10 protein-coding genes are annotated in these 12241 nt (G+C 68.3%); 4 read left to right on the forward strand and 6 right to left on the reverse strand.

Annotation, left to right across the window (positions count from 1 at the left end; all coding sequences use genetic code 11):
- Positions 1–30 precede the first annotated feature (30 nt).
- Entirely contained in the window at positions 31–858 is an 828-nt protein-coding gene (locus O7626_RS30135) for a DUF72 domain-containing protein (RefSeq protein ID WP_278066379.1), read from the reverse strand.
- A 284-nt stretch (positions 859–1142) separates the two neighbouring features.
- Here O7626_RS30135 and O7626_RS41600 point away from each other — a divergent pair, with 284 nt between their 5' ends.
- Positions 1143–1940: a MerR family transcriptional regulator gene (locus O7626_RS41600; RefSeq protein ID WP_347404817.1), complete on the forward strand. Its 798-nt coding sequence runs from the start codon at positions 1143–1145 to the stop codon at positions 1938–1940.
- A gap of 18 nt (positions 1941–1958) precedes the next feature.
- Positions 1959–2879: a hypothetical protein gene (locus O7626_RS30145; RefSeq protein ID WP_278064418.1), complete on the forward strand. Its 921-nt coding sequence runs from the start codon at positions 1959–1961 to the stop codon at positions 2877–2879.
- 193 nt (positions 2880–3072) lie between these two features.
- Here the strand turns inward: O7626_RS30145 and O7626_RS30150 are convergent, their stop codons facing one another.
- A complete protein-coding gene (locus tag O7626_RS30150; RefSeq protein ID WP_278064419.1) occupies positions 3073–4482 on the reverse strand; it encodes a ricin-type beta-trefoil lectin domain protein in 1410 nt (469 codons plus the stop codon).
- A gap of 430 nt (positions 4483–4912) precedes the next feature.
- Here O7626_RS30150 and O7626_RS30155 point away from each other — a divergent pair, with 430 nt between their 5' ends.
- On the forward strand, positions 4913–7021 hold the full coding sequence (locus tag O7626_RS30155; protein ID WP_278064420.1) for a cellulase family glycosylhydrolase: 2109 nt from the start codon (positions 4913–4915) through the stop codon (positions 7019–7021).
- 96 nt (positions 7022–7117) lie between these two features.
- Here O7626_RS30155 and O7626_RS30160 read toward each other — a convergent pair whose 3' ends face one another.
- From O7626_RS30160 to O7626_RS30175, 4 genes are all read right to left on the reverse strand, one after another.
- Entirely contained in the window at positions 7118–7756 is a 639-nt protein-coding gene (locus O7626_RS30160) for a hypothetical protein (RefSeq protein WP_278064421.1), read from the reverse strand.
- A 311-nt stretch (positions 7757–8067) separates the two neighbouring features.
- The gene (locus O7626_RS30165) at positions 8068–8358 is read right to left on the reverse strand and encodes a transposase (RefSeq protein ID WP_278064422.1); all 291 of its coding nucleotides are present in this window, start codon (positions 8356–8358) and stop codon (positions 8068–8070) included.
- 18 nt (positions 8359–8376) lie between these two features.
- Positions 8377–8673 (reverse strand): hypothetical protein, encoded by a 297-nt coding sequence (locus O7626_RS30170; protein WP_278064423.1) that lies wholly within the window; start codon positions 8671–8673, stop codon positions 8377–8379.
- On the reverse strand, positions 8652–9140 hold the full coding sequence (locus tag O7626_RS30175; RefSeq protein WP_347404818.1) for a winged helix-turn-helix domain-containing protein: 489 nt from the start codon (positions 9138–9140) through the stop codon (positions 8652–8654). The genes O7626_RS30170 and O7626_RS30175 overlap by 22 nt, the downstream gene beginning before the upstream one ends.
- 1164 nt (positions 9141–10304) lie before the next feature.
- Between O7626_RS30175 and O7626_RS30180 the strand changes: the two genes are divergently transcribed.
- Complete coding sequence (locus O7626_RS30180) at positions 10305–12020, forward strand: DUF262 domain-containing protein (RefSeq protein WP_278064425.1); 1716 nt, start codon at positions 10305–10307, stop codon at positions 12018–12020.
- The last annotated feature ends 221 nt before the right edge of the window (positions 12021–12241 follow it).

Below are 12241 nucleotides of genomic sequence, written 5' to 3' on the forward strand. Positions count from 1 at the left end.
CCCGGCCGGCGACCGTCACCACCGCAGCGGTCAGAACAGCGTCAACGGCTCGGCCGGGATCGGCTCCGGCAGGGCCTCGAGCTCGGGCACCCGGGCCCGCACCTCGTCGTGGAAGCGGCGGGCCAGTTGTGGCGCGTCCGCGTTGTCCGGGGTGTGCACGAAAACGGTCGGCGAGCGGCCCTCGCGCAGCCAGCCGACGGTGACGTCGACCCAGTGCCGCCAGCCCTCGACGGTCCGGTCGGAATCGTCGCGCCCGAGATAGCGGACGATCGGCCGGTCGGTGAGCGCGGCCGTCCGGAGCGGCATCCGGGGCTTCTTCGTCCAGGCGTCGCGTTCCGCGTCACTTGTCGGCGGAGCCTGGAAGAACGCGGTGGTGTCGAACGGGATCCACTCGGCGGACGCGTCGGCGAGTACCCCTTCGAGCAGTCGGGTCGCGCGGGGATCGGTGCAGAAGGCGGGGTCGCGGACCTCGACGGCGTAGCGGTGCGAGTCGGGCAGCCGGCGCAGGAAGCGGGCGAGCACCCCGACGTCGTCCGGTGCGAACGAAGCCGGCAGCTGGATCCAGAGGGTGTGCGCCCGGGGGCCGAGCGGTTCGACCGCGTCCAGGAAGGCCCGCAGCGGCCCGTCCACGTCGGTGAGCCGGTGTTCGTGGGTGACGACCTTCGGGATCTTGAGCACGAACCGGAACCCGGGACCGGTCTGCCGGGCCCAGCTGGCCACGGTCTCCCGGCCCGGGGTCGCGTAGAAGGTGGTGTTCCCCTCGACCGCGTCGCACCAGCTGGCGTAGCAGCGCAGCCGATCGGCGGCCGGCGACTGGTGCGCCAGGAACCGCCCCTGCCACGCCTTGTGCGCCCACATCGCGCATCCCACGGCCAGCCGCACCCCGGATCCCCTCCCCACCGAACAGACCACTCCCGGCCCGGCCCAACCCGGCCCGACCCTGCTCAACCCGGCCCGGCCGGGCGGCGCCCAGCGCGGGGCGGGACACCTGCGGGTCCGGCCTTTCTGCCGGAACCACGGTATACGTCGCGCCGCCGGCAGACCGGGTGTGCCGGTCCCGGTGCGACGCACCTCTGTCCGAGGCGGCCGGCCGGCGGTGACGGCTTGACCTCGCCCCTGGGGCACGCCGCAGACTTCACGACGTGCAGCGGAAATACCTACGGGCCGGCGAGTTCGGCGCGGCCGGGCGGTTGTCGCCGAAGGCCCTGCGCCGCTATGCCGAACTGGGCCTGCTGCCGCCGGCACACGTCGACCCGGTGAACGGCTACCGCTACTACAGCCCGGACCAACTGCCCCGGGCCCGGCTGATCGCCCGGCTGCGCCGCCTCGGGCTGCCACTGGCCCGGATCGGCCAGCTCGCCGACCTCACCCCGGAGGCTCGGGCCCTCGAACTGCGCGGCTGGCTGCACGCCCAACGCACGCTGCTCGACGAACGGGCGGCGTTGCTGGAGGCGATACGGTCGGACGGCGGCGAAACCGTGCTCGTCGACGCCGTCGGACTGCGGGACGTGCCGGCGACGAAGGTGCTCTGCCGGAGCCGCCACGTCGACACCGGCGGCCTGGACGACCTGATCCACACGGCCGGCAACGACATCCGGGCACACCTGCGGGACTCCGGCCGTCCGGACGGCGCTCCGCTGCATGTGCACTTCCACGACCTCGTCACCCCGGACTCCGAGGGACTGGTCGAGGTCGCGGTGCCGTACGACGGCAGCGTCGAACCGGCCGACGACCTGTACGCCCGCCTGCTGCCCGCACACACCGAGGCGTACCTGCCGGTGCCGGCCGGATACCACGACTTCCCGCTGGTCCTGCGGGCGTACGACGCGGTGGAGGCGTGGACCGACGCGCGTCCGGAGGTCACCTGCGTCGGCCACCCGTACGAGATCCATCCGGGTACGGACGCGCTCTTCGACGTCGCGTACCCGGTATCCACCTGACCGAGAGGATGCTCCCCCATGCGCCACACCCCCTACGTCGGCAGTGGTCCGTACTGCTACGCCAACTCGTTCGCGATGCTGCTCGGCGAGCGGTCCCCGTCGACCGCCGTCATCGAGGTCGCCACCGGCGGCCCGTTCGGGATGCAGCTCGTCGGCGGCCGGACGGTCTTCTTCGACGCGTACGGCTGGAATCCGGAACTCGGCTTCGACCAGGCGTTGCGGGCGGTCGGCTGGACCTCGACGGTCAGCCGGGGCGGGGAGCCGGCCGAGGCGCTCGCCCGACTCGCCGAAGCGGCCGGGAAGGGGCCGGTCTGGGTCGGCCCGCTGGAGTTGGGCCACCTGCGCCACCACCCCGAGATGACCGGGCCGATCGGCGCCGACCACTACGTCGTCGTCCTCGACGTCTCCGACGAGCGGGTGCTCGTACACGACCCGCACGGCTACCCGTACGCCCAGGTTCCGGTCGGGGACTTCCTGGCCGCCTGGCGGGCGGAGACGGTGGACTACGGCGAGCCGTACACGATGCGCACCGGATTCCGTCAGGTCGCGGAGGTGACCGACGCCGATGCGATCCGGTCGATCGTGCCGACCGCGGTCGACCGGCTCGACATGCGGACCGAACTGGCGATGCCGCCCGGCAGCCTCGGCAACGGGGAGGCGGCGGAACGGGTCGCCCAGTTGGTCGAGGACGGGGCGGGTGACGGGCTGCGCGAGCACCTGGTCTACTTCGCGCTCCGGGTCGGTGCGCGACGGCTCGCCGACACCGCGGACTGCCTGCTGCTGGCCGGGTACCCCGAGGCGGCGGCGGTCGCCGCGGGCCAGGCCCGGCTGGTCGGCTCGATGCAGTACCCGATGGTGGTGGGCGATCTCGCGGCGGCGGCCGGCGCGCTCCGCGAACTCGCCCCGACCTACGACCGGCTGCGCGCCGCCCTCGCCTGATCCCGCCCGGATCATGACGCAGTGCCTCGCCGGTCCGTCGGAGAGTGCCCCGCGACCTCCGGGCGGCCCGGCTTCACGCCGAGCCGCCCGTGATCAGTCCGGCCTGTTCAGGTGTGTCGGGTCTGCGCCCTGTGGCTGACCGGCCCGAGCGTCCGCGAACAGGTCGTCCGTCGGGTCGGTCAGGTTCAGCTGGTCAGGGGACCAGGTTGAACCGCTGGTTGGTCTGTCCGTGGCAGTCGTAGATCTGGATCTGCGCACCGTTGGCCGTGCTCCAGACGTCCAGGCACCGCCCGGACTGCACGCCGGTGATGGTGCCGTTGGAGTTGACGTTCCACTGCTGGTTGGTCTGGCTGTGGCAGCTGTAGATCTGCACCGCCGCGCCGTTGCCGGAGCCCGCCGCGTCCAGACACATGTCCCCGTACACCCGTAGTTGTTTGTCCGAGGTGTACGTCCAGGACTGCTGGACCTGCCGGTTGCAGTCGTAGAGCCGCACCCGGGTGCCGTTGGTACGCGAGGGTACGTCGACGCACCGGCCCGACTGCGCCCCGACGATCTGGGCGGCGGAGCCCGGCGGCAGGGTGGGCGTGGCGGTGGGGGTGACCGGCGGGGTGGTCGGCGGGTTCGTCGGGTTGCCGGTGGAGGTCGGTGGCGTGGTCGGACCCGGGGGCAGCAGCGGGCAGGTGCTGCGGTACGTGACCACGCCGGAGGAGTCCAGCAGCGGGCACAGGAACTGGCTGTACCGGGTGTCGTTGTCCACGAACATCTTCACGAACGGCAGCATGGTGCGGATCATCACGTTGTTCGGCCGACCGACCATGAACCCGTGATCCGCTCCGGCGACCTCCAGATAGACGCTCTCCGTGCTGGCCGGCAGGCTGTTGTACTGGTTGACGACCGTGGACGGGGTCACCACGGTGTCCGCCTGTCCCGAGAACATCATCGTCGGCACCCGGTCGTTGGCCAGGTTCGACGAGGGCAGGAACGGGGCGATCCCGACCGTGGCCTTCAACGACGGACGCCGGATCGCCGCGTTCAGCGCGCCGCCGCCGCCCATGGAGTGACCGGAGACCGCCAGCCGGCTCGGGTCGACCCGGGTGCGTACCGAACTCTGCTGGGTGAGGTAGTCCAGCGCGGCGAGCAGCTGGGTGCCGCGCGCCTCGTCGAAGTCGTTCCGGCTGTTGGTCTCGATGCCGATCACCACGAACCCGTGGGACGCCAGCCACGGCCCCATCCAGGCCAGCTCGACGGAGAACAGCGCCGTGTAGCCGGGCGAGATGGCGATCCCGCCGAAGGTCCCCTGACTGGTGTCGGTCGGGTAGTAGATCATCCCGCCGGCGAAGCCGTACCCGCTGGGGACGCTGACCTGGGCGGTGGCGAAGGGTCCGGTCACGTTCGCGACGCTGGCCCGGGTGGGATCCGGTCCCCGCTGGTACGGGTTGTCGGCGGCCGACGCCGACCCGGTCGCCACCATCGCGGTGAGCAGGGTGAGGGCGAGCGCGATTCCCGCCGCACCGATGCTGAGCAGTCTTCTGCGCGGGTCGGGGGACGTCCGGTCAGGTCCGGCGTCCTCTCCCGCTGGGGGGTGGTAGGTGTGTTCCCGCACTGTCGTTACCTCCTTGGTGGGTGGTGGATCACGGACAGCCGGCCCGACCGGCGTACTCCTCCGGGGAGCGGACAGGACGAGACTGCGCAGTTCAGCCCAGGAGCAGGTGAGTGGTAGGTCCAGCCGTCCGCCCTGCCGGTGGTGGTGGCTGCGGTAGGTGGACCTCGTGCCGGATCGGCGCGGCCACCTCCTGACCGGTCGGGGCGCGGCCAGCCCGGCAAACAGACTGTGTTAGCGCTCACACACATCGAAGAACTTAGATTCTCAAATAGCTCCGGAATTTTCAAGCGAACCTTTCGGGCACCGGCCCGCCCCCCGCTCAGCCGGTCGACCCAGCTGCAGACATTGACGCGGATCGAAGAAAATCGTAACCTTCCAACCGGAAACTTTCCGGCATCCGGGTTCGAAACTTTCCAAGCGGGAGTCTCCGATGAGTACCCAGAAGATCCGCAAGACCCCCTGGCGCCTCGGCACGGTCGCCGGCGGGCTGGCCGCGCTGCTGGTGGCGGGAACCCTGGTGACTGCCAACGCCCAGGCGGCGGCCGGCTGCCGCGTGGCGTACGCGGTCTCGTCCCAATGGCCGGGCGGCTTCACCGCGAACGTGAGCGTGACCAACCTCGGCGACCCGGTCAACGGCTGGAACCTGGCCTGGACCTTCCCGTCCGGCCAGCGGGTCAGCCAGGCATGGAACGCGACCGTCACCTCGTCCGGCAGCCAGGTCAGCGCGACGAACGTGAGCTACAACGGCGCCATCGGCACGAACGCGACGGTATCGTTCGGCTTCAACGGATCCTGGACCGGCACCAACACCGCCCCGACCTCGTTCACCCTGAACGGCGTCGCGTGCACCGGAAACGTCGGCCCGACGGCGACGCCGACGGCCAGCGTCTCCCCCTCCGGATCGCCCACGGCCTCGCCGTCGGTCCCACCGACCGGTTCGCCGCAGCCCGGCAACCGGATGGAGATGGTGGCCGCGATGCAGCCCGGCTGGAACCTGGGCAACACATTCGACGCCATCCCCGACGAGACCTCGTGGGGCAACCCGCGAACCACCTGGGAAATGCTGCACCACATCCGGTCCCAGGGGTACAACAGCATCCGGCTGCCGGTCACCTGGAGCAACCACCACGGCCCGGCGCCCGACTACACCATCGACCCGACCTGGTTGAACCGCATCCGAGAGGTCGTCGACTGGTCCCTGGCGGAGGGCTTCTACGTGATGGTCAACCTGCACCACGACTCGTGGCAGTGGATCAACACCTATCCCACCGACCGCACGAACGTGCTGGCCCGCTACACGGCACTGTGGAGTCAACTGGCCGCCACCTTCCGCGACCACTCCCCGAAACTGGTGTTCGAAAGCATCAACGAGCCGCAGTTCGCCGGCACCTCCGGCGACGCCGAGAGTGACCAGGTACTGCACGAACTCAACGTCGCGTTCGTCCGCCTCGTACGCCGCAGCGGCGGGAACAACGCCACGCGGCTGCTGGTGCTGCCCACCCTGCACACCAGCGGGGAGCAGGCCCGGATGGACGCGCTGACGACCACCTTCGACCAGTTGAACGACCCCAACCTCGTGGCGACCATCCACTTCTACGGCTGGTGGCCGTTCAGCGTCAACATCGCCGGTGGCACCCGCTACGACAGCAACGTCGAACAGGACATCGTCGGCACCTTCGACCGGGCGCACCAGACCTTCGTCTCCCGGGGCATCCCCGTGATCGTCGGCGAGTGGGCGCTGCTCAGCTACGACTACACCCGCCCCGGCATCATCCAGCGGGGTGAACTGCTGAAGTTCTTCGAAGCCGTCGGTTACCACGCCCGGATCCGCAAGCTCACCACCATGCTGTGGGACGCGGGCTCGTTCCTGCACCGCCCCGAGCTGCGTTGGCGGGACCAGGGCATCTACGACATGATGCGGGCGAGCCTGACGACCCGCTCCGCGACCGCGTCCACCGACCAGGTCTACGTCCGGCGCACCGGCGGCATCACCGGTCAGTCGCTCACCCTCAACCTCAACGGCGGCACGTTCCGCGGTCTCTGGCAGGGCAGCACCCAGCTGGCCAGCGGCACCGACTACACCGTCTCCGGCAACACGCTCACGCTGACCCAGGCCGCCCTGACCCGGCTGGTCGGCAACCGCGCCTACGGCGTCAACGCCACCATCGAAGCCCGCTTCTCCCAGGGTGTGCCGTGGCAGGTCAGCATCATCAGCTACGACCCGCCGACCCAGGCCGCGGCCACCGGCACGACCAGCGGGCTGACCATCCCCACCCAGTTCCGCGGTGACCAGCTCGCCACCATGGAGGCCAGGTACGCCGACGGCAGCCCCGCCGGGCCGGCCAACTGGACCACATACAAGGAGTACTGGAGCAACTTCCAACCCGACTACGCCGCGAACACGATCCTGCTGAAGCCCGAGTTCTTCGCCGAGGTCGACGACGGCCCGGTCACCCTCACCTTCCACTTCTGGAGCGGCACGCAGCTCACGTACCTGCTGACGAAGTCCGGCAGCTCGGTCACCGGCAGCCCGGCCTGACGACCCTGTGCAGCGGCCGGTGCGCGGGCCGTGGCTTTGGGATAACCAGCTGCCAGCCGGCACCACCTGATGATGCGCGGTCACGCCTGAATACGGTTACGGGTACTGCCAGCCGAGCAGGTTCCACTGCCAGAGGAACCAGGCGACGGAGGTGAGACCGGCGAACAGCATCACCTGATGGATGCGGGCGACGGGACCGGCGCCCGCGCCGCACCAGGCCCGGACCGTCAGCGCCGTCGCGGCCAGGCCGACCGCGAGTGCGAGCACGGGTACCCCGAGCAGCAGCGTGAAGCTGAGCGGCACATGGTAGAGAAACTCGCCGGTGTCGCCGGCCAGGGTCACGGCCAGTCCGGCGAGGAACGTCACGGCCAGGACGGCGGCACCGGCAGCGAGCCCGCGCGCCAGTCGCCACGGCCCGGTGGCGCGTGCCGGACGCCTGCGGATCCGGCGTACCAGTCCGGTGAAGGGCAGGACGAGCAGACCCAGGGTCGGCAGCAGCAGGGTGAGCAGAGCCGCGAGGTTCACCGGAAGCGTCTCGGATGGCGGCATCAGCTCGGCGGCCGACGTGTCGGTGGCCACGTACCGCGTCGCGTCCGGGCCGGCGAGGAACACCAGCGGCTCACCGTCGTCCGCGCGGTACAGGCCGTCGCCCTGGAGCCGCCAGGTTCTGCCCCCGAAGTGGACGGTGCCGGCCCGGTCCACGGTGAGCCGAGCCGGGGCGAGCAGTGTGGTCACCTTCTCGATGGACGACGTGTTGTGCCGGTCGGTTTTAGCACCGCGACACCTTCGCCCTGCCCCGTACCCGGCGTCGCCACGGCTGTCCGCTTGCGGCCAATGCGATTTCCCCGCAGGCGTCGCGGCGATCCTGGGTGCGTCCCCGCCCAGCCGGCGGACCCGCCGACACGTCGCCGCCGACGGTGACCCATCCCACGGAGCCCACATGAACGCCACCGGACTGGTCCGGCTGACCATCGCGGCGCCGGCCCGGCGGATCGACCTCACCCTGCCCGACCGCTACAGAGGTTGAAAGGCTGAGGTTCGGGCTGTCACGGTGGTTCGGGGTCGAGGGTCATGCCGGTGTTGGCGAAGAAGCCGGCGAGGAGATCGGTCTGTTGCTGGCAGGCGCGTAGGCGGTGTTTGACCAGGTCGGCGAGGTGGTCGGCGCCGTGGGCGGCGATGTTGGTCAGGCCGCGTTTTATCCATCGCCAGACTCCTTCGGTCGGGTTGAGATCGGGTGCGTACGACGGCAGCCGGATCACGGTCAGCCACGGCCGGGCCGCGATCAGGGCGTGCATGCGGCGGCTGACGTGGGTGTTGAGGTTGTCCCAGATCAGCACGATCGGTGTACGTAACCGCTAGTGAGCCTGGTCGAGGAAGGCGATGTAGTCGTCCTCGCTGAAGCTGCCGCGTTCGCCTTTGCGGCCGCGGTGCAGCCGCGTGCGCCACATCAGCCGGCCGCGTTCGCCGGGCTTGAGGCAGACCAGGCCGGCGATCGACACCCGTCCGGAGCCCTTGCCGGAGATCTCCACGACGGGTGTGCGGCCGCGGCGTGCCCAGGTCTTGGCTACCGGCGGGCGCAGCACCTGGCCGGCCTCGTCCTGGAAGCAGATCCAGGCGCCGCGGGCCGCGGCTAACCTCTTACCGACGGCCACCGCCTGCGGTGCCAGGTCGCGATCGCCTCGGGGTCGCGTTCGATCGCCCGTCGGGTCGGGACCTGCTGGCGGTAGCCGATGCGGTGCAGCAGGTAGGACACCCCGCGCAGCGTGTAGGAGACGCCGAAACGACGTTCGATCACCTCGACGACCCGCGCCAGAGTCCACCGGGCGTCGGGCCAGCCCTGCTCCACCGGCCCCCGGTCGAGCAGGTCGGCAAGCTCACCGAGCTGCTCTTCGGAGAGCTTGCAGTCCGAACCACCCGGCCCCGACGATGCCAGAGCCGCAGTCCCGCCGGCAGCCCAGCGACGTCTCCACTCACGGACCGACTTTGGGGAAACTCGCAGCTCAGCAGCGATCTGCGTGGACGGTTTGGACTCCTCGAACATGGCCGCGGCCTGCATTCGGACCTTCTCACGCCGGACCCGGGCTGCCGCGTTCATGCCACCACCAGCCGGATACCTCATGCCTCCGGCCTACCGAAACCATCGACGCAGATCACGCAGACACGCCGACGACCGTCAGCCTTTCAACCTCTGAAGCCGGAAAGCGGCGGCGATCGCCCTACGCTCGACGGCGGCCGATCACCCTCGCGATCCTCGGGGCCTTGCTGCCCCTCGCCGATTCGCGGGCTGACGAAGCATCTCCGCCGGGCACCCCCGACGCGCCTGCCAACCCTGCGCGACCGCGTGCCGGATGAGACGGCCCGCCGGGTCGTGGAACGCCCCAGATATCTCGGCGCGACCAGCGACCAGCGTTCGTCTACGGCAACGAGTTGCCTGCCTCTGGGCGCCGACACCAACACCCCTAATCGATATGCTCAATGTCAGCGTACTCAATCGCGGTGGCCGTCCGTGGCACCAAACAGGTGCCACGCCCTGTGGTGGGTCGCGGCACAAGGTGACCGATTGAACCCGCTGGTCAGTCTCGCAGCCGTCAAGGCGGTCGGCCACCGCGAAGCTGCCCGCCGCCGATGCAGCCCCGTACTTCAAGCCGGACTCATCTCTGCGCTGGAGGTCAGTTCACCGACGCCACCATCGCCTACACCGGGTCCGATGGACGTGCAGGGACAGCATCCGACACCCTGACGGTGCGCGCCTGCCATAACCCGATCGATCGTAGGGTTACCGAGGGGATTCCGGGAGGCGATTCAGAGCTACATAGATAGACTTCGAGGCTCCGACTGGCTTTCGCTGGTCAGGGCCTCGCGCTGGTGCCCCCGGCAGGAGCCAGAACGGATCTGCGACGCCCCGTCCGGCTAACACACCGCGTCAGCATCGCCTGATCAGCCACGGTTCACTCACGGAAGGACCGAAGCGCAGGTCGGTATCCTGCCGGGGCACGTCACAGACCTGCAACGCACAACGCGACCGGTCGATCACTGATCGTGGAAGCAAGTTTCGCGTTCGAGTAGACGGTCAAGGATGCCCCGGCCGCTCGCCCGGGGCATCCGCGCGTTGACTCGATGACTGTGGTCAGGACGGTGGCAGTCGTCCTGAAAGCCGCGACCCACACCGTTTGTCACATCTGCCGTGCACGGTGTCTACCACAACCGCTCGTGCCGCGACGCGTGAAGGACTGTCGGTGGTAGCGCATACGATGCCGGTCATGCAGGTGTGGCGAGGTACACCGTGACCGTTGACATCAGGGACGAAGGGCCGATCAGGCATCCTCAGCCTGAGGTGCCTCGGCTTGCCAACCTCGCAGATAGGATCTTGCACGGCGACATCCTGCTTCCGAAGTTTCAACGAGCCTTCGTCTGGAACCGTCGTCAAGTCCTAGAGCTACTCGATTCCATCGTCAAAAACTATCCAATCGGCAGCATCCTCCTTTGGCAAACTAACCTCGGCGAACTCGCGAGCGAACGCACCGTTGCTGGTCTCCCCGTAAGACCACCCCGTCCTGGCTATCCAGTCAACTACATCCTCGACGGACAGCAGCGACTCTCCTCAATCTTCGGCGCCCTGCACTGGAAGCCCCACGGAGACCCGGGCAGCATCTGGAACATCGTATACGACTTGGCCGAGCAAAAGTTCATGCACCGAGCCACCGATGACGAGCCACCAATGTTTCAAATACCGACCCGGCTCTTGTCCGAGCCGGCAGACTACTTTGGCCGCGTGGGACTGATCGCGGAGCCCGAGTTGCGGCTTCAGGCGAAACAGGTCTTCGCCCGGTTCCAGGACTATTCGATCGCGGCGGTCGTCCTGCACGACATGCCAGTGGACGAGGTCGCGAAGGTTTTTGGCAGGATAAACAGCACCGGTACGCCGCTGGACGTCGTGGATCTGGTCCGCGCAGCAACGTGGGCGCCCGACTTCGACCTTACCGAGGAAGTCGACACCTTACTGGCGGTTCTGGAGGCTAAGAAGTACGGACGAATCGATCGTAAAACGATCCTCCGTACGATCGCCGCCGCCGCTGGACTCGGCTTCTCCAACAGCGATATGGACAACCTGCGGAACCTTTCGGGACGGCAGATCACGGCAGCTGTCGGCGAGGTGGCCGTGGCCGCCCGCCGAGCGGTGGATTTCCTGGCCACCCAGATTGGCACACCCCGTGCAGCGGCCTTGCCATACCTGAACCAATTCGCACCGCTCGTGGAGGTGTTCCGCCAGGTACCTAAGCCCACTGCGGCGCAGTTCGCGGCAATACACCGCTGGTTCTGGCTTACCGCCAGCGGCGGATACTTCAAGGGCTGGAACAGCACCCAAATGCTGGCCGACTGTACCGCGATCGCCCAGTTCGCTGCGAAGAGCACAGTCGACATTGAAATCTCCGCTGCTATACCCACTAGCAATTTTTGGCAACGCAACCAGTTCCGCGCCGACAACGCCCCCGCAAAGCTCTTGGCCTTACTGCTCGCGTATGAACAGCCACTGGATCTTCGCACTGGACAGCGCATCGACGTTGACAAGGCACTGTCCTGGGACAACGACAAAGAGTTCCACCACTTCTTCCCCCGTGACTTCCTTCGCCGAGCCGGGTACTCGACGGCGCAAATAAATGCATGCGCCAATTTCATCATGCTTAGCTCGGTCAGCAATATCTGGATCTCTAACCAACCGCCATCGAGGTATCTCCGCGACCTGTGCGACACAGAGGGAGAAGCCGAGGTGCGCAGACGGGCCGCCACATGTCTGGTCGATGCTGACGCCTTCGCTGCCGCGCAACGCGACGATTTCGAGGGCTTCCTCCGCGCCCGAAGCGAAACCTTGCACCAACGGTTGACCGCTCTCATCGGGCTGCCCGACAGCAGCGGCGGCGCCCCCGAAACCGTCGGATATGTCGAGCTAGACAACGACGATGCTATGGACGAACCGGTCGACCGAGATTCCGACGACTGAGGGTATTTCTGGAGGATCCGTATGAGGGTAAAAGACATCCGGGGAGGAATCAGCTTCCTAAGCTCGCTTTTGTCCGGGTGACCCTCGCCAAGCTGCCGCTGCTGCGCCTAGGCCGTGTGTCGAAGTCGGCGTCAGGCTCGGGCTGGCGTGAGGATCTTCGCGTGTCGGTGGTCGTGATGTAGCGAGGTCTCCGGTAGATGGTTCAGCGACCAAGCAGAACC

It is taken from the genome of Micromonospora sp. WMMD1102 (genome assembly GCF_029626265.1).
In the GTDB taxonomy this organism is placed as follows: domain Bacteria; phylum Actinomycetota; class Actinomycetes; order Mycobacteriales; family Micromonosporaceae; genus Plantactinospora.

Coding starts and splice junctions, on each gene's coding strand:
- O7626_RS30135 (WP_278066379.1), bottom strand. CDS start 858: ATGTGGGCGCACAAGGCGTGGCAGGGGCGGTTCCTGGCGCACCAGTCG.
- O7626_RS30145 (WP_278064418.1), top strand. CDS start 1,959: ATGCGCCACACCCCCTACGTCGGCAGTGGTCCGTACTGCTACGCCAAC.
- O7626_RS30155 (WP_278064420.1), top strand. CDS start 4,913: ATGAGTACCCAGAAGATCCGCAAGACCCCCTGGCGCCTCGGCACGGTC.
- O7626_RS30175 (WP_347404818.1), bottom strand. CDS start 9,140: ATGAGGTATCCGGCTGGTGGTGGCATGAACGCGGCAGCCCGGGTCCGG.